Annotated in this window: 20 protein-coding genes and 2 tRNA genes; 5 read left to right on the top strand and 17 right to left on the bottom strand. The window is 71.2% G+C overall.

Translation table 11 applies throughout. The features are described 5' to 3' along the window. Position 1: 1 nt before the first annotated feature. The 12 genes from N8N77_RS07690 to N8N77_RS07635 all read right to left on the bottom strand — a co-directional run bounded on the left by N8N77_RS07690 (position 2) and on the right by N8N77_RS07635 (position 11,660). Entirely contained in the window at positions 2-1,000 is a 999-nt protein-coding gene (locus tag N8N77_RS07690; protein WP_261166001.1) for a magnesium and cobalt transport protein CorA, read from the bottom strand. A gap of 63 nt (positions 1,001-1,063) precedes the next feature. Continuing rightward, positions 1,064-2,188, bottom strand: coding sequence for an acyl-CoA desaturase (locus N8N77_RS07685; RefSeq protein ID WP_261166000.1), 1,125 nt, complete (start codon positions 2,186-2,188; stop codon positions 1,064-1,066). A gap of 157 nt (positions 2,189-2,345) precedes the next feature. Continuing rightward, positions 2,346-2,418, bottom strand: a tRNA-Thr gene (locus tag N8N77_RS07680). Between the two features lie 84 nt (positions 2,419-2,502). Further along, positions 2,503-4,038 carry an alpha/beta hydrolase gene (locus N8N77_RS07675; RefSeq protein WP_261165999.1) on the bottom strand — a complete coding sequence of 512 codons (1,536 nt, stop codon included), beginning with the start codon at positions 4,036-4,038 and terminating at the stop codon, positions 2,503-2,505. Next, entirely contained in the window at positions 4,035-5,192 is a 1,158-nt protein-coding gene (locus N8N77_RS07670) for a DNA polymerase III subunit delta' (RefSeq protein WP_261165997.1), read from the bottom strand. Before N8N77_RS07670 ends, N8N77_RS07675 begins: the two co-directional genes overlap by 4 nt. A gap of 36 nt (positions 5,193-5,228) precedes the next feature. Then, positions 5,229-5,876, bottom strand: coding sequence for a dTMP kinase (tmk, locus tag N8N77_RS07665; RefSeq protein WP_261165995.1), 648 nt, complete (start codon positions 5,874-5,876; stop codon positions 5,229-5,231). Next, complete coding sequence (topA, locus tag N8N77_RS07660; RefSeq protein ID WP_261165993.1) at positions 5,873-8,575, bottom strand: type I DNA topoisomerase; 2,703 nt, start codon at positions 8,573-8,575, stop codon at positions 5,873-5,875. The genes tmk and topA overlap by 4 nt, the downstream gene beginning before the upstream one ends. A 155-nt stretch (positions 8,576-8,730) precedes the next feature. Then, positions 8,731-9,048, bottom strand: a complete 318-nt coding sequence (locus N8N77_RS07655) for an Rv3654c family TadE-like protein (protein WP_261165991.1) — start codon at positions 9,046-9,048, stop codon at positions 8,731-8,733. Further along, positions 9,048-9,437, bottom strand: coding sequence for a TadE family type IV pilus minor pilin (locus N8N77_RS07650; RefSeq protein WP_261165990.1), 390 nt, complete (start codon positions 9,435-9,437; stop codon positions 9,048-9,050). The genes N8N77_RS07655 and N8N77_RS07650 overlap by 1 nt, the downstream gene beginning before the upstream one ends. 21 nt (positions 9,438-9,458) lie before the next feature. After that, the gene (locus tag N8N77_RS07645; RefSeq protein ID WP_261165989.1) at positions 9,459-9,707 is read right to left on the bottom strand and encodes a DUF4244 domain-containing protein; all 249 of its coding nucleotides are present in this window, start codon (positions 9,705-9,707) and stop codon (positions 9,459-9,461) included. 40 nt (positions 9,708-9,747) lie between these two features. Further along, positions 9,748-10,671: a type II secretion system F family protein gene (locus tag N8N77_RS07640; protein ID WP_261165987.1), complete on the bottom strand. Its 924-nt coding sequence runs from the start codon at positions 10,669-10,671 to the stop codon at positions 9,748-9,750. After that, positions 10,659-11,660, bottom strand: a complete 1,002-nt coding sequence (locus N8N77_RS07635) for a TadA family conjugal transfer-associated ATPase (RefSeq protein ID WP_261165986.1) — start codon at positions 11,658-11,660, stop codon at positions 10,659-10,661. Before N8N77_RS07635 ends, N8N77_RS07640 begins: the two co-directional genes overlap by 13 nt. Before the next feature lie 213 nt (positions 11,661-11,873). Between N8N77_RS07635 and acs the strand changes: the two genes are divergently transcribed. Then, the gene (acs, locus tag N8N77_RS07630; RefSeq protein WP_261165984.1) at positions 11,874-13,844 is read left to right on the top strand and encodes an acetate--CoA ligase; all 1,971 of its coding nucleotides are present in this window, start codon (positions 11,874-11,876) and stop codon (positions 13,842-13,844) included. Between the two features lie 53 nt (positions 13,845-13,897). Here acs and N8N77_RS07625 read toward each other — a convergent pair whose 3' ends face one another. Next, positions 13,898-14,365, bottom strand: a complete 468-nt coding sequence (locus N8N77_RS07625; protein ID WP_261165982.1) for a RidA family protein — start codon at positions 14,363-14,365, stop codon at positions 13,898-13,900. Then, positions 14,362-14,580 (bottom strand): DUF4177 domain-containing protein, encoded by a 219-nt coding sequence (locus N8N77_RS07620; protein ID WP_261165981.1) that lies wholly within the window; start codon positions 14,578-14,580, stop codon positions 14,362-14,364. Before N8N77_RS07620 ends, N8N77_RS07625 begins: the two co-directional genes overlap by 4 nt. A 128-nt stretch (positions 14,581-14,708) precedes the next feature. Between N8N77_RS07620 and N8N77_RS07615 the strand changes: the two genes are divergently transcribed. Together N8N77_RS07615 and N8N77_RS07610 are read left to right on the top strand one after the other, a co-directional pair. Continuing rightward, entirely contained in the window at positions 14,709-17,351 is a 2,643-nt protein-coding gene (locus N8N77_RS07615; protein WP_261165979.1) for a transglycosylase domain-containing protein, read from the top strand. A 17-nt stretch (positions 17,352-17,368) separates the two neighbouring features. Next, the gene (locus N8N77_RS07610) at positions 17,369-18,292 is read left to right on the top strand and encodes a metallophosphoesterase (protein ID WP_261165978.1); all 924 of its coding nucleotides are present in this window, start codon (positions 17,369-17,371) and stop codon (positions 18,290-18,292) included. Positions 18,293-18,462: 170 nt separating this feature from the next. On the opposite strand, the gene N8N77_RS07605 is transcribed toward N8N77_RS07610, so the two are convergent. Continuing rightward, positions 18,463-18,536, bottom strand: a tRNA-Pro gene (locus N8N77_RS07605). Between the two features lie 90 nt (positions 18,537-18,626). Here N8N77_RS07605 and N8N77_RS07600 point away from each other — a divergent pair. Beyond that, positions 18,627-19,397 (top strand): HAD-IIB family hydrolase, encoded by a 771-nt coding sequence (locus N8N77_RS07600; RefSeq protein ID WP_261165976.1) that lies wholly within the window; start codon positions 18,627-18,629, stop codon positions 19,395-19,397. A 38-nt stretch (positions 19,398-19,435) separates the two neighbouring features. Here the strand turns inward: N8N77_RS07600 and galE are convergent, their stop codons facing one another. Together galE and N8N77_RS07590 are read right to left on the bottom strand one after the other, a co-directional pair. Beyond that, entirely contained in the window at positions 19,436-20,455 is a 1,020-nt protein-coding gene (gene galE / locus N8N77_RS07595; protein ID WP_261165974.1) for a UDP-glucose 4-epimerase GalE, read from the bottom strand. Positions 20,456-20,495: 40 nt separating this feature from the next. Further along, positions 20,496-21,155 carry a thymidine kinase gene (locus tag N8N77_RS07590; RefSeq protein ID WP_261165972.1) on the bottom strand — a complete coding sequence of 220 codons (660 nt, stop codon included), beginning with the start codon at positions 21,153-21,155 and terminating at the stop codon, positions 20,496-20,498. A 259-nt stretch (positions 21,156-21,414) separates the two neighbouring features. Here N8N77_RS07590 and N8N77_RS07585 point away from each other — a divergent pair, with 259 nt between their 5' ends. Then, on the top strand, positions 21,415-21,702 hold the full coding sequence (locus tag N8N77_RS07585; RefSeq protein WP_261165970.1) for a WXG100 family type VII secretion target: 288 nt from the start codon (positions 21,415-21,417) through the stop codon (positions 21,700-21,702). Positions 21,703-21,794 lie beyond the last annotated feature (92 nt).

Genomic DNA, 21,794 nt, shown 5'->3' with positions numbered 1-21,794 from the left:
GTCACATCCACCTGCGCCACTTGAACACCGCCCACAGCGTGACGCTCGTGGCGGCCATCAGCCCCAGCGCGAACGGGTAGCCCCATGCCCAGTGCAGCTCAGGCATGTCGTCGAAGTTCATGCCGTAGATGCCGCCGATCAGGGTGGGGCCGAACAGGATCGCCGCCCATCCCGAGATCTTCTTCACCTGCTCGTTCTGCTGCAGCGCCGTCTCCGTCTGCCGCTGGGTCACCATCGTGGCGTTCACCGTAAGCGCGTTGTCGAGCACCGCGCGGAACCCCGCGATCCGATCCGCGATGCGCAGCACGTGGTCGTGCACGTCGCGCAGCAGGCGCTGCAGCTCCACGTCGACGCCGTACTTGTCGCCGCCGCGCAGCAGCGCCTCCAGCATCCCCGACAACGGCTGTGTGCCGCGCTGGAACGAGAGGACCTCCGCCGAGAGCTGATAGATGCGGCGCGAGAGCTGCGCACCGGTGTCCGTGAACAGCGCCGTCTCGATCTCGTCGATGTCGTTCTCGACACCGAGAACGACCGGGGCGTACTGATCCACGACCTCGTCGAGGATGGCGTACAGCACCGCCTCCGGGCCGCGCCGCAGCAGGTCGGGATCGGCCTCCATCCGCCGGCGCACGCGCGCGAGGTCGGGTGCGTCGCCGTGGCGGACGGTCACGACGAAGTCGCGCCCGATGAAGATGTGCAGCTCGCCGAACTCGACGGTCTCGGCGCGATCGTCGTACCAGGCGGGCCGCAGCACGACGAAGAGCGTGTGATCGTAGCGCTCGAGCTTCGCCCGCTGGTGACCGGATCTCGCGTCCTCGACCGCCAGACGGTGCAGGCCGAACTCGGCCGCGACGGTGTCGAGCTCCTCATCGGTGGCGCGAACCAGCCCGATCCATCCCATGCCGCCCTGCGCGCGCATGTACTCGAACGTCTGATCCAGGCTCTCCGGATCGGCGATCCGCTTCCCGTCCACGTAGACGGCGTTGTCGATGATCGGCACCCGTCCATTGTGGGGCCGCAGCGGCGACCGCCGTCCGCGGCTCGCCCCCGCGGATCCCCCGGATCAGGCGCGGCGCAGTTGCGCGGCGGCGGGGCAGTCGAACGGGTCGCGCGCGGCGAGCCCCACCCGATTGAGGTACGCCACGACGATGCCGTACGAGCGCAGCAGGCTCGTCTCGGTGTAGGGCACGCCGTGGGAGGCGCAGTAGTCGCGCACGATCTCACTGGCGCGCGCGAGGTACGGCCGGGCCATGCTCGGGAAGAGGTGGTGCTCGACCTGGTAGTTCAGCCCGCCCATCAGCGCGGTGGCCCACCAGCCGCCGCGGATGTTGCGCGAGGTACGCACCTGCTTCGAGAGGAAGTCGAGCTTCGCGTCCGGCGCGATGACCGGCATGCCCTTGTGGTTGGGCGCGAACGACGCGCCCATGTAGACGCCGAACACGGCCAGCTGCACGCCGAGGAAGGCGAAGGCCATGCCGAGCGGCAGGACGAGGAAGAGCGGCACGAGCACGACGGCGAAGCGCAGCGCGATGAGCCCGAGCTCGATCCAGCGCCCCTTCACGGGTCCGCGCGAGAGGAGGTGCCGCAGCCCCTGCCAGTGCAGGTTCAGGCCCTCAAGCGTGAGCAGCGGGAAGAACAGCCAGCCCTGGCGGCGCGTGATCGCCCGGCGCAGGCCTCGGGCCGATGCCGCGTCCTCGTCGAGGAACGAGACCGTGTCGACGGCGATGTCGGGGTCCTTGCCCACCCGGTTCGGGTTGGCGTGGTGCCGCGAGTGCTTGTTATCCCACCACGACAGGCTGATGCCCACGACGCCGGCGGCCAGCACCCGTGCCAGCCGGTCGTTCGCCTTCCCGCCGGCGAACACCTGGCGGTGCGCCGCCTCGTGGGCGATGAAGGCGACCTGCGTGAAGAGCACGCCGAGCGCGGCGGCGATGAGCAGCTGGAACCAGCTGTCGCCGAGGAGCACGAATCCCGTGATCGCGCCGCCGAAGCCGAGGGCGAGCGCGGCGCCGACGAGGGCGTAGAACCAGCGGGCACGGCGGAGCAGGCCCGTTTCGCGCACGACCTGCGACACCTTCGCGTAGGAGTGGGTGATCGGCGGGAAGCTGTCGGGACCCGCGTAGGTCTGGCGGACGGGGCCGAGTCGGGCCGCGGAGTCGGTGGAGGTGAGCGGAGCGGTGGTGGCCATGATCGGCTCCCATCGTTCGGGCGGCCGCACCGGCGGCCTTGCGAAGCCAAAGGCGGTCGCCGATCGCTGTGCGCCACGCTACGTGATACCGCATGCGACGCCGGGCATACGCGCGCAAAAGGAAAGACCCCCGGAGTGGAGTCCGGGGGTCTTGCCGAGCCGCCTGTCGGAATCGAACCGACGACCTATTCATTACGAGTGAATCGCTCTGCCGACTGAGCTAAGGCGGCGTTCGCGCCGCTGCGCGGCACGAGGAACAAGCATACCGGATCGCGGGCGCCGCGACGAATCGACGTCGCGCCGCGGCCGCGGGGTCACCGACAGATGAGACCGTCCTCGGGAACGGTGCCGTCGAGCAGGAACCCTTCCACGGCGCCGTTGACGCAGTCGCTCGCCCCGTTGTATGCCGTGTGTCCCTCCCCCTCGTAGGTGACGAGCACGCCGCGGGAAAGCTGATCCGCCAGCGACTGGGCCCACTCGTACGGCGTGGCGGGATCGCCCGTGGTGCCCACCACGACGATCGGATCGGCGCCGTCCGCGGTCAGCGACGACCGCGTGCCCGTCGGCGGGTACGGCCATTGCGCGCAGGTGTCGGGTCCCGCCCAGTAGGGCGCGATGGTGGGAGCCAGCTCCGCGAGTCGCGCCTGGCCGGCCTCCTGCTCCTCCGGCGTGGTCGCCGGATAGTCCATGCAGTTGTAGGCGGTGAAGGCGTCGGTGCTGTTGTCGAGATACCGCCCGTCCTCACCGCGGCCGTTGTAGAAATCGGCGAGGAAGAACGCATCGGCGGGGTCGCCCTCGAAGACGCCGGTGAGCGCGTCGTTGAGGTAGGGCCAGTTCGCCTGTGCGTACAGCGCCGCCACGATCGCGGTCACGAGCGTATCGGCACCGAGCAGGCGCCCGTCCTCGGCGGGCAGAGGGCGCTCGTCGACGGTGGCAAGCATGGCCGACAGATCGGCCAGGGCGTTGTCGACCGACCCGGCGAACGGGCACTGCCGACCCTCGAGGCACCACGCCAGATAGGTGCGCAGCGCCGACTCGAAACCGACCGCCTGCACGGTGCCCACCTCCTCGCCGGAGACCGAGGGATCGATGGCGCCGTCGAGCACGAGGCGTCCGGCGCGCTCCGGAAACAGCTCCGCGTACGTCGCGCCCAGGAAGGTGCCGTACGAGAACCCGAGATAGGTCAGCTCCTCCTGCCCGAGCACCGCGCGCAGCAGATCGAGGTCGCGCGCGGCCTGCTCGGTCGTGACGAACTCGAGCAGCTCGCCGCTGTTCGCCGCGCACGCCGCAGCGTAGTCGGCCGATCTCGCCGTCAGCTCGGCCTCCCACTCCGGGGTGCCGCGCGGAGCCTGCGGGATGCCGTAGAGATACTCGTCCATCTGGGCGTCGTCGTAGCAGCGGACGGCCGTGGACTCCCCCACTCCGCGCGGATCGAACCCGACGATGTCGAACGCCGCCACGAGAGGCTCACCGAATGAGTAGTCCAGCCCGTCGCGCACGAGGTCGACGCCGCTCGCGCCCGGGCCACCGGGGTTCGTGAGCAGTGCGCCCTCGGGAGCGCCCCGCGTGGCGAGGTGGCGCACGACGGCGAGCTCGATCTCACCGCGGCCGGGCTCGTGCCAGTCCAGCGGCGCCGCGATCGTGGCGCACTCGAAGCCCTCCCCGCACGGCTCCCACCGCGGGGGCTGGTCGTAGAACGACAGCAGCTCATCGGGCACCCCCTCGGTGACGGGGGCGGGATCCGCCGGACGGGCATCGCCTGGCGCCGCGCAGCCGACGAGCGTCAGGGCGGCGAGGGCGAGGCCGGCGAGGGCCGCGCGCAGGCGGGCGGCCGGGGCGGTGCCGGTCATGCGCGGTTCCCGCTCACGATGGTGACGAGCAGGCTCTCGAGGGCGAGCGCCGGCTGGGCGTTCTGCTCGATGGCGGCACGCGTGTCGGCGAGATGGTCGAGGACGAGGAGGGTGCGCTCGGGCCGCCACGCCTCCGCCAGCGCGCGCAGCTCGTCGAGGAGTTCGACATTGATGATCCCCTCGTGCCGCCCGAACTGCAGCATCGTGACGTCGCGGAACAGCGACTGCAGGTCGGTGAGGACACGGTCGAGGCCGTCCCGCAGGCTGCGCGTGGCGCGCCGCTTCTGCTCGTCCTCCAGCGCCGACAGCTGGGAGCGCACCGCGGGGGGCACGCGGGATCCCTCCGGCACGCCGACGGTGCGCAGCAGCGAGGCCCTCTCGGCCTCGTCCCGCTCCGCCGTGAGCGCCTTCGCGTCGTCGGTGGCGGCCTGCACGATCTCGCCGGCGACCTCGACGACGTCGCCGATGCTGCGCACCCGCAGCACCGCGCGCAGGGTCTCGTCACGACGGTGACGCGATGCCTCGTCGGTGGCCAACCGCTGCGCCATGCCGATGTGACGTTGCGCGTGCCGCGCGGCCTGCTCGGCTGCGGCCCCGTCCACACCCGTGCGGGCCATGAGCAGCCGAGCGACATCGTCGACGTCGGGCTCGCGCAGCCGCAGCGTGCGCACGCGCGAGCGGATGGTGGGCAGCAGGTCGGCGTCGCTCGGCGCGCACAGCACCCAGATCGTGCGCTCGGGCGGCTCCTCGAGCGCCTTCAGCAGCACGTTCGACGTGCGCTCCGTCATCCGGTCCGCGTCCTCCATCACGATGACGCGGTATCGACCCAGCGAGGGCGAGAAATAGGAGCGCTCGACGAGGGACCGCGCCTGGGCGATCGAGATGATCACGCCCTCCGTGCGCAGCGCCGTCAGGTCGGGGTGGGTGCCGGCGATGACCTGACGCATCGTGGCGGTGTCATCGGGGCCCTCGGCGATGAGCGCCGCGGCGAACGCGTGCGCGAGGGTGGACCGACCGGAGCCCGGCGGTCCCGTGAGCAGCCACGCGTGTGCGAGGGCGGAGGGGTCCTGCGCGGCGGCGGCGAGGGTCTGCACCGCCTCATCCTGCCCCCACACATCCCCCCAGGGCAGCTCGGGAGCGGCGACGGCGGTCATGCTCTCAGCCTAACCGCGGGCTGCGACGGCGCGACGTCAGAGCAGCGCCTCGACGCGGGCTTGCACCGCCGCGGCGAGGTCCTGCGGCGGGAGCGCGGCGTCGAGCACGAGGAAGCGGTCGGGCTCGGCCGCGGCGAGGGCGAGATACGCCTCCCGCACCCGCGCATGGAACTCGCCCCGCTCGGCCTCGAGCCGGTCGAACGGCTTGTCGGCGGCGTCGAGCCGCCGGCGGGCAACCTCCGGTTCGAGGTCGAGCAGGACGGTGAGGTCGGGGAGCGCTCGCTCCGTCGCCCACAGGGACAGCTCGCGCACCTCGTCGGCGCCGAGCACGCGGCCCGCCCCCTGATAGGCGACGGAGGAGTCGAGGTAGCGGTCCTGGATGACGATGTCGCCGCGCTCCAGCGCCGGGCGCACGAGGGTGGCGACGTGGTGGGCGCGGTCCGCCGCGAACAGCAGCGCCTCGGCGCGCGCGCCGATCTCACCCCGGTGATGCAGCACGATCTCGCGAATGAGGCGCCCCACCTCGGTGCCGCCCGGCTCGCGGGTGCGCACGACGGTGCGCCCCCGCTGCTGCAGCCACTCCTGCAGCAGCGCTGCCTGGGTGGTCTTCCCCGAGCCGTCGCCCCCCTCGAGCGTGATCCACCTGCCCCGGTCGGGGGCGACGGAGCCGTCGGTCGCGGTCACTTCTTGGCGGCGCGCTTGCGCGTGGTGGTGGAGGTGCGCGTCGTGCGCTTCTTCGCCGGTCCCTTGGCGCGCTTGTCGGCGATCAGCTGGACCGCGCGTTCGAAGGTGATGTCGTCGACCGATTCCCCGCGCGGGATCGTCGCGTTCGTCTCGCCGTCGGTCACGTACGGGCCGAAGCGACCGTCGCGCACCCGGATCGGCTTGCCGCTGACCGGGTCGGCCTCGAACTCCTTGAGCGCGCTGGCGGCACGACGGGCGCCGTACTTCGGCTGCTTGTAGATCTCGAGGGCCTGCTCGAGCGTGATGTCGAAGATCTGGTCCTCGCTCTCCAGCGACCGCGAGTCGGTGCCCTTCTTCAGGTAGGGCCCGTAGCGGCCGTTCTGGGCCGTGATCTCCTCGCCCGAGTCGGGGTCGGCGCCCACAACGCGCGGCAGGTCGAGCAGCTTGAGCGCGGTGTCGAGATCGATGGTCTCGGGCGACATGCTCTTGAACAGCGAGGCGCGGCGCGGCTTCGGCTCGTCCTTCTTCGCCGCGCGCTTCTTCGGCTTCTCCTCGACCTCACCGGTCTCGGCGTCGGCCTCGTCCGGGTCGGCGGGGTCCTCCTCCTCGAGGTAGGGCCCGAAGCGACCGTCCTTGACGACGACGAGCTTGCCGTTGGCAGGGTTCTCGCCGAGGACACGGTTGCCGGCCACCGGCGCGTCGATGAGCTCCTGGACCTTGACGGGCGTGAGCTCGTCGGGGGCAAGGTCCTCGGGCACGTTGATGATGCGCGGCTTAGGCTCGGGGTTGTCGGGATCGACGACCTCCAGGTACGGCCCGTACCGGCCGAATCGCAGCGTGGCGACGTCAGTGATCTTCGTGGCGTTGATCTCGCGCGCGTCGATCTCGCCGAGGTCGTCCACGATGTTGCGCAGACCGGGGTGGCCATCGCCGCCGAAGTAGAACGCCTTGAGCCAGTCGGCGCGGCGCTGCTCGCCGCGCGCGATGGCGTCGAGGTCGTCCTCGAGTTCGGCCGTGAAGTCGTAGTCGACGAGCTCGGCGAAGTGCTGCTCGAGCAAGCGCGTCACGCTGAAGGCCAGCCAGGTGGGCACGAGCGCCTGGCCGCGCTTGATGACGTAGCCACGGTCGAGGATCACGCCGATGATGCTGGCGAATGTCGAGGGGCGGCCGATGCCGCGTTCCTCGAGCGCCTTGACGAGACTCGCCTCGGTGTAGCGCGGCTTGGGGCTGGTCTGGTGACCCTTCGGGGCCGCCTCGCGAAGGTCGAGCGCGTCGCCCTCCGCCACCTGCGGCAGGGACTGGTCCTCCACCTGGTCGGCGTCGCTGCGGCGCTCGTCGCGCCCCTCCTCGTACGCCTCGAGGAAGCCCTTGAAGGTGTACACGGTGCCCGCGGCGGTCAGCTCGACGCGCTTGCCGTCGGCGTGCGCCTCGAGCGTGACCGTCGTCGTCTCGAACTTGGCGTCGGCCATCTGGCTGGCGATGGTGCGCTTCCAGATGAGGTCGTACATCCGCTGCTCGTCACGGCCGAGCTGACCCGCCACCTCGCTGGGCGTGCGGAAGCGGTCGCCCGAGGGGCGGATCGCCTCGTGCGCCTCCTGCGCGTTGCGGCTCTTCGAGGCGTACACCCGCGGCTTCAGCGGCACGGCCTTGTCGCCGTAGAGGCTCACGGCCTGCTCTCGCGCGGCCTGCACCGCCTGCGAGCTCAGGTTGGTGGAGTCCGTACGCATATAGGTGATGTATCCGCGCTCGTACAGGCTCTGTGCGACCGACATCGTGGTCTTGGCCGTCATGCCGAGCTTGCGGCCGGCTTCCTGCTGCAGCGTGGAGGTGGTGAACGGCGCGTAGGGGCGGCGGGTGCCGGGCTTGGCCTCCACCTTGATCACGTTCGCGGAGCCGGCGCGCTCGAGCGCGGCGGCCAGGTCGGTGGCCTCGGACTCGCCGAGCACGACGACGGCGCGCTTGAGCGCGCCCTGCTCGTCGAAGTCGCGGCCCACCGCGATCGGCGAGCCGTCGATGCGGACGACCTTGACGGCGAAGGCCTCCGCGGCCCGCGCCGCCGTCGCCTGGATGCTCCAGTAGTCGGCGGGCACGAAGGCCATGCGCTCACGCTCGCGGTCGACCACCATCCGCATCGCGGCGGACTGGACCCGGCCCGCGCTCAGCGCCTGCCCCTCGCGGCCGCTGCCGACCTTGCGCCACAGCACCGGCGAGACGTCCCAGCCATAGAGGCGGTCCAGCACGCGGCGCGTCTCCTGGGCGTCGACGAGCGCGGTGTCGAGCTCGCGCGTGTTCTCGACCGCCTTCTGGATGGCGTCCTTGGTGATCTCATGGAACACCATGCGCTTGACGGGCACCTTGGGCTTGAGCGTCTCGAGCAGGTGCCACGCGATGGCCTCGCCCTCGCGGTCCTCATCGGTGGCGAGCAGGACCTCCGACGCGCTCTTGACGGCCCGCTTCAGCTCGGCGACGGTCTTCGCCTTCCGATCGCTGACGACGTAGTAGGGCTCGAAGCCGTTCTCGATGTCGATCGAGTACTTGCCGTAGGCCGCGCGGTCCTTCTCGGGGATGTCGCGCTTGTCCGCGAGGTCGCGGATGTGACCGACGGAGCTGAGCACCTCATAGTCGTCGCCGAGGTAGCTCTGGATCGACTTCATCTTCGTCGGCGACTCGACGATGACGAGCTTCTTGCCTGATGCCAAGGGGCGTCCTTTCTTCGTTGCACACCATACACACCACCGTCTGTGCAACACTTCCGCCCGCCTGCCGCTTCCGGTATCGTCCGCCGCCGCACCGACGTGGGCGGCGGCGGAGGGATCGCCGGGGCGCGCTGCGCGCGGGCGCGCCCCGGCCCAGCTCACGGTGGAGGCCCCGCTCGCGCACGCCCCGTCACCGGGAGGCCCGAGAACCGGCCCTCCACGGCGACCGTGGCGACGATCCCGTCGAGCGCGCACTCCGCGACGACGGCGCCCTGCGTCTGCGCAACCTCGCGTGCTCGCTCACAGGGGTCGCCGGGGATCGCTCCGCTTGCGACGTCCGCCGCGGCGAGCGCCGCCGCGTCGGCGACCGCCGCGATCCGCTGACTCGCCACGCCCGCTCCGCCGACAGCCAACAGTCCGACCATCAGCGCGGACGTGCCCGCCACCGCGGCGGCGGCGAGGAGGGAACCCGCCATCACAGCCCTCCCGCGAGCGCGCAGCTGGTGGCCTGCAGCGGGATCTCGATCATCGCGACGCGCGCCCCGACCGAGGCCGTGACGCAGACGAGCTCTCCGCGTCGCGCCACGGAGCTCGCCGCGCCCGGCACGGCCGCAGTCACCGCCGCGGGGGCACGCCCCTCCTCCCCGCGTGCGACGAGGCGGGCGGCGTCCGCGGCGCCGTCCTGCAGGCGGACGTGCGTGGAGGCGGCCAGCAGGCCGGTCACCCCGAGCGCCACGATGAGCGCGACCGCCGGGAGGGCGAGCGCGAGCTCGGCCGTGACGGAGCCGCGCTCGCCCTCCCCTCTCGTCGGCGCCGACGACCCCCCGCGTTCGGAGGGGCCGCTGGCGCGTGCGCGCGTGCGCATCCGCATCGCCGACTCGCCCGATCAGGCCGAGCTCAGCGCACGGCGGATGATGTCGCCCAGCATGCTCTGCACCTCACCGGAGCGCAGCACGGCGACGAGCAAGCCCGCGAACGCGACGGCGGCCAGAGTGACGATGGCGTACTCGGCGGTCGACGCGCCGCGCTCATCGGCGACCAGCGCGCCGACGCCGCGCTGTTCGCGGTGCCGCGGAAGGGAACCACCGCCCGGGAAGGCGATGATCTCGGCACGGTGGGGGGAAGCGATGTTCATGATGACTCCTCTTGCTTATGGGTGGTGGATGGGTGGACGTTCACGGAAGCTGAGGCAGGGGCGAGGTCGACAGGACGGCGAGCAGCATCGGCGCGACGCCGAGGCAGAGAAAGGCCGGCAGTGTGCAGACGCCCAGGGGCAGCAGCAGTCGCCCGCCGAGGCGGGACGCCCGTAACCGCCCCTCGGTACGCGCGTCGTGCCGCTGCTGGACCGCGGTGGCGCGCAGCAGCTCGACGGCCGGCACGCCGGCGCGGCGCGACAGCTCGAGCACGCTGTTCGTGGCACGCTCGTGATCGACGCCCGTTACGGCCCCGCTGGCACCGACCAGGCCGCGAGCACGATCGACAGACGCGCCGCCGCCGAGCGCGATGGCCGTGAGCTCGGCGTGCATCCCGGGAACCCCGGCCGGAGGCTGGGCTGCTCGCACCAGCCGGGCCGTCCACATCCGCGCCACGGCGAGGAGGACGATCCCCGCCACGAGGCATACGGTGCCGAGCGGATGCGACACGAGCACGCCGAGCGTGTCGAAGCCGAGGGCGGCGCCCACGGCGAGTCCGAACAGCGGCAGCCACGCCATGAGTCGTGCCGTCGCCGCGGGCTCGGCGAGCGCGATGCGCACGTCATCCATCGCCTCCTGCGCGTCGCGCAGCGCGAGCGCCATGCCACGCAGCGCGGGCGCGAGTGGCGCGCCCACCGTCGACGCGATCTCCCACGCCGCCGCCACCTGACGCCACGCCGCCGCGGCGTCGCCGCCCCGGGGGCCACCGACCGCCTCCTCCTCGAGCGCCTCGACCGGCGGCGATCCCGCATCGAGCCGCTCGTGGATGCGGCGTGCGGCATCGTCCCCCGACTCACCCACGTGTCGCCACGCGGCACCGGGGGCGGTGCCCGCCTCGAGCAGCACCGCGATCTTCAGCAGGGTCGCCGCCACGGCCGCAGGTGCCGGCGAACTCACTCGTGCCACGGCCTGACCTCCTCGATCGCCAGGCGCCCGTCATCACGAACCCGGAAGCGGCCCGCGCTCGCCAGGCGCCGGACGCCATCCGGACCGCGCTCCAGGTGCAGCACCCAGGCGATGGCGCTCGAGACCTGCCGCGCGACGGCGTGATCATCCATTCCGGCGAGCGCGCCGAGCGCCTCCAGCCGGGCCGGCACCTCGACCAGCCCGCTCGCGTGCAGGGTGCCCGCGCCACCGTCATGGCCCGTGTTGAGCGCCGTGAGCAGCTCGCGCACCTCTTCCCCGCGACACTCCCCCACCACGATGCGGTCGGGGCGCATCCGCAGCGACTCGCGCACCAGGCGCGCCAGCCCGATCCCGCCCGCGCCCTCGAGGTTGGCCTGGCGCGCCTCGAGCGAGACGTGATGGGGATGGTCGATGCGCAGTTCCGCGACGTCCTCGATCGTGACGATGCGCTCGTGCGCGGGTGCGTGCGACAACAGCGCGCCCAGCAGCGTGGTCTTGCCGGTTCCCGTCGCCCCGGTGACCAGCAGGTTCTCGCGCGCGTGCACGAGGCGCACGAGCCATGCCCGCACGGCGTCGGGGAACGCCCCGCCGGCACTCAGCGCGCTGAGGGTCGCGTCGCCGAGGGCCGGAATCCGGATGGACAGCGCGGTCCCCCGCCGGGCGACCGGTGGGAGCACGGCGTGCACGCGGATGCCTCCGGGAAGCCGCACGTCCACGCACGGCGTGCCGTCATCGACGTGCCGACCGCCGGCGGCGATCAGAGCCGTCGCGAGGTCGCGCACCTCGCGTTCGGACGCGCGCCACGCGGAATCGCGCTCGGCCCCGGCCCCGCGATCGACGAAGAGCCCCTCAGCGCCGTTGACGAACAGGTCGGTGACACGGGGATCCTCGAGGTACGGCGCGAGCGCGCCGATGCCGGGCACCGCCGGCAGTCGGCGCGCGCCCGCCGGCGCGGGCCGGCGGGGTCGGACGACGAAGGGATCGGGCATGCCCCGACGCTAGGCGCGCGCCACCCGGCGCAGGTCCGGCTCCACAGCATGGATCGGGCCGTCCGACGCGCCGCGCGCATGTGAGCGAACGCACCGACTTTCGGAGGTAGCCCCCGGGCGGGGCCCGACGTAGATTCGGCAGGAATCACGTGCGACGACGCACGCCCGGCGCTACGCTCGCCGGCGATCGATATCCGCAAAGGAGCGCGCTGCATGAGCAGTCAGATCGACCACCTCCTCGACGAGGACCGCCGCTTCGCCCCTGATCCGGCGTTCGCCGCGAACGCCGTGGCGAAGCCCGAGCTCTACGAGCGGGCGAAGGCCGACCGCGAGGGCTTCTGGGCCGAGCAGTCCCGCGAGCTGCTGGACTGGAGCACCCCGTTCACGCAGGTGCTCGATTGGTCCAACCCGCCGTTCGCGAAGTGGTTCGCCGACGGCGCGCTGAACGTGGCGTACAACTGCCTCGACCGGCACGTGGAGGCCGGCCACGGCGACCGCGTCGCCCTGTACTTCGAGGGCGAGCCGGGTGATTCGCGTGCCGTCACGTACGCGGAGCTCACCGACGAGGTCAAGCGCCTCGCGAACGTGCTCACCGAGATGGGCGTCGGCGAGGGCGACCGCGTCGCGCTGTACCTGCCGATGATCCCGGAGGCCGTGGCGTCGATGCTGGCCGTGGCACGGATCGGCGCCGTGCACTCCGTCGTCTTCGGCGGTTTCAGCGCCGACAGCCTCCGCTCGCGCATCGACGATGCCGGGGCCAAGCTCGTCATCACCGCCGACGGTGGCTGGCGTAAGGGGAAGGTCTCACCGCTGAAGCCGGCCGTCGACCAGGCCCTCGAGGACCGCGGCGGGCTGGGACCCCAGGCCACCGTCGAGAAGGTGCTCGTCGTGCGCCGGGGAGACAACGAGGTCGACTGGATCGAGGGCCGCGACGTCTGGTACCACGACGTCGTCCCGCAGGCCTCCGCCGAGCACGAGGCGCAGGCGTTCCCGGCCGAGTCCCCGCTGTTCATCCTCTACACGTCGGGCACAACCGGAAAGCCGAAGGGCATCCTGCATACCTCGGGCGGATACCTCACCCAGGCCGCCTTCACGCACCGCAACGTCTTCGACCTGCACCCCGAGAACGATGTGTACTGGTGCACGGCCGACATCGGGTGGATCACCGGCCACTCCTACGTCGTGTACGGCCCGCTTGCGAACGGCGCCACGCAGGTGCTCTACGAGGGCACGCCGGAGTTTCCCGAGCCGGGCCGCTGGTGGGATGTCATCGAGAAGTACAAGGTGACCATCTTCTACACCGCCCCCACGGCGATCCGCGGCTTCATGAAGCAGGGCCGACAGATCCCGCAGGCCCGCGACCTGTCGAGCCTGCGCCTGCTCGGATCGGTGGGCGAGCCGATCAACCCCGAGGCGTGGATGTGGTACCGCGAGGTGATCGGCGCCGGCAAGACACCGGTCGTCGACACCTGGTGGCAGACCGAGACGGGGGCCATCATGGTGTCCGCACTGCCCGGCATCACCGAGACGAAGCCCGGATCGGCGCAGGTGCCGCTGCCCGGCATCGCGGTGGACGTCGTCGACGAGAAGGGCGAGCCGGTCGGCCAGGGCGGCGGCGGGCTGCTCGTGATCACGGAGCCGTGGCCGAGCATGCTCCGCGGCATCTGGGGAGACCCGGATCGCTTCGTGGAGACCTACTGGAAGATGTTCCAGGACAAGGGCTACTACTTCGCGGGCGACGGCGCGCGGCTCGACGAGGACGGCGACATCTGGCTGCTCGGGCGGGTCGACGACGTCATGAACGTCTCGGGGCACCGCCTTTCGACCGCCGAGATCGAGTCGGCGCTGGTGGCACACGATGCCACCGCCGAGGCGGCCGTCGTGGGCGCCTCCGACGAGACGACGGGCCAGGCGGTCGTGGCGTTCGTCATCCTGAAGGAGAGCTTCCTGCGCGAGCACAGCGCCGAGGGACTGGCGAACGACCTGCGGGCGTGGGTCGGCGCGCAGATCGGTCCCATCGCCCGGCCGCGCGACGTGTACATCGTGGGCGAGCTGCCGAAGACGCGCTCCGGCAAGATCATGCGCCGCCTGCTGCGCGACGTCGCCGAAGGCCGCGAGGTCGGCGACACGACCACGCTGGCCGACACGGCCGTGATGAGCGTCATCAGCGCCCAGGTGCGCTGAGAAGCGCGGAACGGCCTCGGGGATCCCGGGGCCGTTCCGCGTGGTCGGCGCGCTCAGGCGTAGGTGAACGCCACCTCGACCTCGACGGGCGCGTCGAGCGGCAGCACCGCGACGCCCACCGCCGAGCGGCTGTGCGCCCCCGCCTCGCCGAAGACCTCGCCGAGCAACTCGCTCGCGCCGTTCACCACGCCGGGCTGCCCCGTGAACGCGGGGTCGGAGGCGACGAAGCCCGTCACCTTGAACACCCCCGTCAGGCGGTCGACGCCCCCGACCGCCGCAGCGGCGGCGGCGATCGCGTTGAGCGCGCAGGTGCGCGCCATCTCCTTCGCGTCGGCAGCGGGGACGCGGCCGTCCGTCTCGCCCACCTTGCCGACGGCCGGCAGACTTCCGGACACCATCGGCAGCTGACCGGAGGTCCACACCAGGTCGCCGTGCACCTTCGCCGGGATGTACGCCGCCACCGGCGGCACCACCGGCGGCAGCTCGAGACCCAGCTCGCGCAGACGCGCGGCGACGCTCACCGCTCGTCCTCGAACTGCTTCGCGGCCTCCGCCGCCGCCCCGAGCCCGGCGTTGGCGTCGCCGGCGCCGACGGGGCGCTTCAGATAGGCGACGAGGCCGCCCTCCGGCCCCTGGACGACCTGCACGAGCTCCCAGCCCTGCTTGCCCCAGTTGTTCAGGATCGCTGCCGTGTTGTGGATCAGCAGCGGCGTCGTGAGGTACTCCCACGTGGTCATGACTCTCCCGTCATCGAGCGGCGCGTCGCGTGTCCTCTCGGTCCGCGCGATCCATGAGCCGGCGCCGCGATCCGCGTGCCGCCGCCGCATGTGAGGCGTCCCCCAGGGAACTCGCTTACCATCACCATATGCCCAACGCGAAAAGGACGCCGAGCGGCGTGCTCAGCGGCGTGCTCGGCCTCGTCGGCCTGAGCGCCGTCGCGGGCCTGCTGGTCACCGCGGCCGTCACCCCCGCCATCGCGATGAGCGGCGCGGCCGCCTCCACGGCGATCAGCCTCTTCGAGGGCCTGCCCGGCTACCTCGAGGTGGACCGCCCGATGGAGCCGACGACCATCTACGCCAAGGACGAGAACGGCAACGACTGGCCGATGGCGACGTTCTACGACCAGAACCGCCAGCCGGTCGAGTACGACGAGGTCTCGCACCACATCTACGACGCGATCCTCTCCAGCGAGGACCCGCGCTACTACGACCACGGCGGCGTCGACCTCATCGGTACGACGCGCGCGCTGCTCAACAACGCCTCGGGTGGATCGACGCAGGGCGGCTCGTCCATCAGCCAGCAGTACGTCAAGAACGTGCTCGTGCAGCAGTGCGAGCAGGAGGCCCAGGACGACGAGGAACTGCGGGAGTGCTTCCTGCGGCACACCAACTCGGAGGGCGTCGAGGGGTACGAGCGCAAGCTGCAGGAGATGCGCTATGCGATCGCGATCGAGAAGGAGTACTCGAAGGACGACATCCTCCTCGGGTACCTCAACATCGCCAACTTCGGCGGCCAGACCTACGGCATCGAGGCCGCCGCGCATTACTACTTCAACACGAGCGCGAAGGACGTCACCGTCGGCCAGGCCGCCGTGCTCGCGGGCATCGTGCAGAACCCGAACATCTACCGCATCGACATGCGGGACGGATCGACCGTCGACAAGGACGGCAACCCGATCAACAGCGAGGCCGACGGCTACGCGCTGACCAAGAACCGTCAGCTCTACGTGCTCGATCGCCTGCTCGAGGACGGCAAGATCACCCAGCAGCAGCACGACGAGGCGGCCGCGGAACCGATCACGCCGCAGATCACCCCGACGACGCAGGGCTGCCAGTCGGCCGGCGGTTCGGCCTACTTCTGCCAGTACGTCAAGTCCGTCATCCTGACGGACGAGGCGTTCGGCGACACCGCGACGGAGCGCGCGCAGAAGCTGCAGCGCGGCGGCCTCGACATCTACACGACGCTCGACATGGGCGTGCAGGCTGCCGGCGAGGCAGCCATGCGCGACTGGGCGCCGAGCCACATCGAGGGCATGCAGTTCGGCGCGGCGGGCGTGTCGCTCGAGACGCAGACGGGTCGCATCCTGGCGATGGTGCAGAACACCCAGTTCACCGAGAACGCGGAGGCCGCCCAGCAGCCGGGCTACTCCTCGCTCGTGTACGCGGGTGACCGGGACCACGGCGGGTCGAGCGGTTTCGAGGTGGGCTCGTCGTACAAGCTCTTCACGCTCATCGACTGGCTCGAGAAGGGCAAGTCGATCAACCAGCGCCTCAACGGCGTCAAGCGCGAGTTCCGCGGCATGACGTCATGTGGGCAGCCCACCGGGCAGGGCACGGGCCAGATCGGCAACTACGGTGGCAACCGCGGCTACTACGGCACCCCCCTGCAGTTCACCCGCGATTCGCTCAACACGGGCTACCTGGCGATGGCCGAGCAGCTCGACATCTGCGACATCAACAAGGTCGCCGAGCGGATGGGCGTGACCCTCGCCGACGGCGGTTCGGTGACCGACCAGAACGTGCCGTATGACGTGCTGGGTTCGAAGAACATCGCCCCCATCGACATGGCGGCGGCCTACGCGGCTGTCGCGAACGGCGGCGTGCGCTGCGAGCCCATCGCGATCGACCGCGTGGTGGACTCGGACGGCGTCGAGCAGCCCGTACCCGAGCCGAACTGCGAGAAGGTGATCGAGCCGAACATCGCGGCGACCGCGGCGCACGTGCTGCAGTCCGTCATGCAGCGCGGCGGCACCGGTGTCGCCTCCAACCCGGGCGACGGCACGCCCCTGATCGGCAAGACAGGAACGCACGAGGACGACCAGACCTTCATGGTGGAGTCGTCGACGAAGGTGGCGACGGCGGTCTGGGTCGGCAACTCGAACTCCGTGCAGGAGAACGGCCGGTGGGTGCGCAAGAGCATGTCGCGTCAGTGGGCGAACGGCATCCAGCTGTCGCAGATCCGGCACCGGATCGCGCCCGCACTGCAGGGGGCGGCGAACGCGAAGTACGGCGGCGATCCGTTCCCGACCGCCGACCGTACGCTGCTCGTCACGCCGATGGCCGACCTGCCGGACGTCACGGGTCAGACGATCGAGGAGGCAACGCGCATCCTCAACAACGCCGGTTTCGACGTGCGCGTGGGCGACCCCGTCGCGGGCGACAAGCCGGAGGGCACCGTGCAGACGCAGGAACCGGGCGCCGGACGCGTCGCGACGGGCACGACCGTTACGATCAACCCCAGCAACGGCCAAGGGGTGCGCGTGCCCAACGTCTCCGGCGCGAGCCTCGCCGCCGCTCTCGGCACCCTGCAGTCCGCCGGCCTCGACCCGGCTCGCGGCGCGTGCTCCGAGGCGGACGGCGCCGGCAGCGGTAAGGCCACCGGTTCGTCGCCCGCGGCGGACGAGCTCGTTGCGCCCGGCACTCGTGTCACCGTCGACTACCAGGCAGAGAAGTGCGGCGGTGGCGGCAATGGCAACGGGGGCGGCAACGGCAACGGCGACGACGACTGAATGATCGGAGTCGCCGCATGAGCTCGCGCGCCGCGCGGGGCGCCCTCGCCGTGCTCGGAGCCGGAGCAGCCGCGGGCGCGGCCGCCGCCATCTGGGGCATCGGGATCGAGCGCCACCTGTACACAGTCCGCCACCACGTGGTGCGGGTCCTCTCCCCCGGCGCTCGTCCGATCCGCGTCCTGCACCTCTCCGATGCCCACATGGCGCCGTGGCAGCACCGCAAGCAGGAGTGGATCGCCCGGCTCGCCGCTCTGCGCCCCGACCTCGTGATCAACACCGGCGACAATCTCGGGCACCCGGAGGGCCTGCGCGGCATCCGTGAGGCGTTCGAGCCGCTTGCGGGCGTTCCCGGGGTGTTCGTCCACGGTTCCAACGACCTGTACGCCCCGAAGCCGAAGAACCCGCTGAAGTACCTCGCCGGCCCCTCGCGCCGCCACGGCACCCCCACGCGGCTGGATACGGCCGCGCTGGATGCGTATCTGTCGGAGGAGCTCGGCTGGGAGCGGATCGACAACACGGCCGTCCGGATGACGGTGGCCGGCTCGCACCTGCGCCTCGCCGGCACCGACGACGCCCATCACGGCAGCGATCGCGCCGATGAGACGATCGCCGCCCTGGCATCGCTCGAGAGCGGCGATCTCACGATCGGCGTGACCCACGCCCCCTATCGCCGCGTCCTCGACGCGCTGACGGGCGCCGGGGCCGACATGCTGTTCGCCGGCCACACGCACGGCGGACAGGTGCGCGTGCCGTTCGTGGGCGCGCTCGTGGGCAACTGCGACCTCCCGCTGTCGCAGGTGCGCGGCCTGTCCGCGTGGACGCACGGCGAGCGGTCCGTCCCGCTGAACGTGAGCGCCGGCCTCGGCCATTCCATCTACGCTCCGGTGCGCTTCGCGTGCCGTCCCGAGGCCTCGCTCATCACGCTCGCGCCACGCCACTGACCGCCGGGTTCCCCGCGACGGCGCGGCGCTCGCGTCGTCAGGTCGCTACGCCCCGTCGCCGCTCCACACGCCGCTTCGCGCCGCGCGGAGCCTCCGGCGAGCGGGACCCGCCTGAGGCACCGCGAGAAACGAAGAAGGACCCGCCTTTCGGCGGGTCCTTCTTCGTTACGTCGGGGTGACAGGATTTGAACCTGCGGCCTCTTCGTCCCGAACGAAGCGCGCTACCAAGCTGCGCCACACCCCGTTTTGCAACCCTGCAAGTCTACCTGATCCCGAGGGGTGCGACGAACCGGCGCCGGTTCCACCGTCGGTGTCCACGTAGGCTTGTGGGGTGATGGAGAAGACTCCCCTGGTCGTCGCCTTCGATCTCGACGACACCCTCGCGCCCTCGAAGAGCCCGATCGACCCTCGCATCGGCGAGCTGCTCATCCAGCTCGCACAACGCGTGGAGGTCGCCGTCATTTCGGGCGGCCAGATCGGCCAGTTCCGCTCCCAGCTGGTGGAGCGCCTGCCCCACGCACCCGGTGCGCTGGATCACATCCACCTGCTGCCCACGTGCGGCACGCAATACTTCCGCTACGACGGCGACGACTTCGCCGTGCTGTACGCGCAGGATCTTACCGCCGACGAGAAGCGTCGTGCGCTGGCGGCCGTGGAGGAGGAGGCGAAGCGGCTGGGGTACTGGGAGACGGAGACGTGGGGCCCGATCCTCGAGGACCGGGGCTCGCAGATCACGTTCTCGGCGCTCGGCCAGGTCGCGCCCGTCGACGCCAAGCGGGCGTGGGATCCGTCCGGCGCGAAGAAGTCCACGCTGCGCGATGCCGTGGCGATGCGTGTGCCCGACCTCGAGGTGCGCTCCGGCGGTTCGACCTCGGTCGACATCACCCGCAAGGGCATCGACAAGGCCTTCGGCATGCGCCGCCTCGCCGAGCAGACCGGCGTGGCGCTGTCGGACATGCTCTTCTACGGCGACCGGCTCGACCCCGACGGGAACGACTACCCCGTGCTCGCGATGGGCGACGTCACGTGCGTGGCCGTCACGGACTGGCAGGACACCGCGGACAAGCTGGACACCCTCATCCCCACCCTTCCGCCCCGCGCATGACGAAAGAGGGCACCGGCTCGCCGGTGCCCTCTTTCGTCTCACCCCTCGTATCCCCGGGGGTTGCGCTGCTGCCAGTTCCAGACGTCGCGCGTCATGTCATCGATGGTGCGCGTCGCCGTCCAGCCGAGTTCGCGCTCGGCCTTCGACGGGTCGCAGTAGGTCGCGGCGAGGTCGCCGGGTCGGCGGTCGGCCATCACCTTCGGCAGCTCACGCCCCACGGCCTTCTCGAACGACGTGATCAGCTCCAGCACGCTCACGGGGCGGCCGGTGCCCAGGTTGTAGGCGGCCAGGCCGGGCTTGGCCTTCTCCAGCGCCGCGACGTGCCCCTCGGCCAGGTCGACCACGTGGATGTAGTCCCGAAGGCCCGTGCCGTCCGGGGTGTCGTAGTCGCTGCCGAACACGTTGATCTCGGGTAGCGCGCCGACCGCCACGCGCGCGACGAACGGCATGAGGTTGTTCGGGATGCCCTTGGGGTCCTCACCGACAAGCCCGGACTCGTGGGCACCGACGGGATTGAAGTAGCGCAGCAGCGTGACGTTCAGCTCGGGGTTGACCCGCTGCACGTCCTCGAGAACGACCTCGTTCATGAGCTTCGACTTCGAGTACGGGTTCGAGAGGCGCACGAGATCACGGGTGGCCTCCTCCGTGAACGGCAGATCGGCCGGGTCGGAGTACACCGTGCCCGTACTGGAGAAGATGAACGACGAGATGCCCCGCTCCATGCCGACCTTCAGCAGGGTGTAGGTGGTGTCGAGGTTGTTGCGGTAGTACTGCAGCGGCTTCTGCACCGACTCGCCCACGGCCTTCTTGGCCGCGAAGTGCATGATCGAGTCGAAAGGCCCGTGCTCGTCGAAAGCACGCTCGACATCCTCAATCTGCGCTGCGCTGCCGGCCACCAGCGGCGCGCGCTTTCCGGTGATCTGGTGGATCCGCTCCGTGACGATCCCGCTGGTGTTCGTGAGGTCGTCCAGCAGCACCGCCTCGTGCCCGGCCTCGAGCAGGGCGATCGCAGTGTGGGTCCCGACGTATCCGGCACCGCCGGCAAGGAGTACTCGCATGTTCCCAGCCTACGGCGCGCTGCGGCGGGTCGCGGGGCGCTCAGCGCGGCGCGAGCGTTCCGCCGGACTCCTCCAGATAGCACGAACCGCACAGGGACTCGTAGGTGACGAAGTGGTCGTCGCGCACGGCGGCGGTCGCGGCATCGATCGCCACCTGATCGCCGTCGAAGACGAACCGCCCGCCGACCACGCGTCCGTTGAACAGCGCCTTGCGCCCGCACCGGCAGATCGTCTTGAGCTCCTCGAGGGAATGGGCGATCTCGAGGAGCCGGGCGGATCCCGGGAACGCGGCGGTGCGGAAGTCGGTGCGGATGCCGTAGGCCATCACCGGGATGCCGTCCTCGACCGCGATGCGGAACAGGTCGTCCACCTGCGCCGCGGTGAGGAACTGCGCCTCGTCCACGAGCAGGCACGCGACGTCCCGGGGCCGGTCCGGGATGAGGGCGCGCGCCGCCTCGCCGCGAAGCCGATCGCGGTGAGCGCGGAAAAGGGTGCGCGCGTCGGCGTCGGGCGCGATCAGGAAGTCCACCTGCCGAGTCACGCCCAGGCGCGATTCGATCTGGTCGGCGCCCTTCGTGTCGATCGCGGGCTTGGCGAGCAGGACGGCCTGTCCACGCTCCTCGTAGTTGTAGGCCGCCTGCAACAGCGCGGTGGACTTCCCGGAGTTCATCGCGCCGTATCGGAAGTACAGTTTGGCCACTGATCCAGCCTACGGCTCCCGCGTCGACCCGACGCGGCGCGGGACCGCCGTGCGCCGCGGCTCGTCGCCGCTGCGGCGTCGGCGCGCAGGCTTGCCCGTCACGCAGGACGCCGAGCGCGTCCGGGCGGCGGCGCGGGTTCCCTCACAGTCCGCGGATCTGCCCGTCGCGTCCACCGATCCCGACCCGATCGGCGAGCACCCCGGCGGCGCTCCTAGCGTCGAGACCGGACCCGTCATACAAGCGAACGAGGAGGATCCGATGCCCGTCTATACCGTCGACAGCGACATCGTCATGGAGAAGGCCGCCGCCGTCGGCGGCACCGTCGGTCGTCTGCAGGCCGAGACCGCCACGCTCCAGGCGCAGCTTCGTGACCTGCAGGGCTCCTGGACCGGGATGGCCGCCGGCGCCTTCCAAGCCAGCGCCGAGGAGTGGCGCGCCGTGCAGGCGCAGGTGGAGCAGGCCCTCGCGGCGCTCGGCGAGTCGCTGCGCGCCGCAGGCACGCACTACGCAGACACCGAGCACGCGGCGATGGCGATGTTCCGCTGATCCCCGGCAACCGGAGACGACGAACGGCCCCTCCGAGGAGGGGCCGTTCGTTCAGGCGACACGCATGCCGTCGGACGTGCACGCGGGCCCTG

It is taken from the genome of Microbacterium sp. Marseille-Q6965 (genome assembly GCF_946151065.1).
Taxonomy (GTDB): domain Bacteria; phylum Actinomycetota; class Actinomycetes; order Actinomycetales; family Microbacteriaceae; genus Microbacterium.
Note: the sequence above shows the minus strand (reverse complement) of the source record. Positions and strands in the feature narration are given on the sequence as shown.

Excerpts from the sequence above, each read along its gene's own strand:
- N8N77_RS07650 (WP_261165990.1), bottom strand. The coding sequence starts at position 9,437 with ATGCGCACGCGCGCACGCGCCAGCGGCCCCTCCGAACGCGGGGGGTCG.
- N8N77_RS07685 (WP_261166000.1), bottom strand. The coding sequence starts at position 2,188 with ATGGCCACCACCGCTCCGCTCACCTCCACCGACTCCGCGGCCCGACTC.
- N8N77_RS07620 (WP_261165981.1), bottom strand. The coding sequence starts at position 14,580 with ATGACCACGTGGGAGTACCTCACGACGCCGCTGCTGATCCACAACACG.
- N8N77_RS07615 (WP_261165979.1), top strand. The coding sequence starts at position 14,709 with ATGCCCAACGCGAAAAGGACGCCGAGCGGCGTGCTCAGCGGCGTGCTC.
- N8N77_RS07600 (WP_261165976.1), top strand. The coding sequence starts at position 18,627 with ATGGAGAAGACTCCCCTGGTCGTCGCCTTCGATCTCGACGACACCCTC.
- galE (WP_261165974.1), bottom strand. The coding sequence starts at position 20,455 with ATGCGAGTACTCCTTGCCGGCGGTGCCGGATACGTCGGGACCCACACT.
- N8N77_RS07675 (WP_261165999.1), bottom strand. The coding sequence starts at position 4,038 with ATGACCGGCACCGCCCCGGCCGCCCGCCTGCGCGCGGCCCTCGCCGGC.
- N8N77_RS07610 (WP_261165978.1), top strand. The coding sequence starts at position 17,369 with ATGAGCTCGCGCGCCGCGCGGGGCGCCCTCGCCGTGCTCGGAGCCGGA.
- acs (WP_261165984.1), top strand. The coding sequence starts at position 11,874 with ATGAGCAGTCAGATCGACCACCTCCTCGACGAGGACCGCCGCTTCGCC.
- N8N77_RS07655 (WP_261165991.1), bottom strand. The coding sequence starts at position 9,048 with ATGGCGGGTTCCCTCCTCGCCGCCGCCGCGGTGGCGGGCACGTCCGCG.
- N8N77_RS07635 (WP_261165986.1), bottom strand. The coding sequence starts at position 11,660 with ATGCCCGATCCCTTCGTCGTCCGACCCCGCCGGCCCGCGCCGGCGGGC.
- N8N77_RS07585 (WP_261165970.1), top strand. The coding sequence starts at position 21,415 with ATGCCCGTCTATACCGTCGACAGCGACATCGTCATGGAGAAGGCCGCC.
- N8N77_RS07670 (WP_261165997.1), bottom strand. The coding sequence starts at position 5,192 with ATGACCGCCGTCGCCGCTCCCGAGCTGCCCTGGGGGGATGTGTGGGGG.
- N8N77_RS07645 (WP_261165989.1), bottom strand. The coding sequence starts at position 9,707 with ATGAACATCGCTTCCCCCCACCGTGCCGAGATCATCGCCTTCCCGGGC.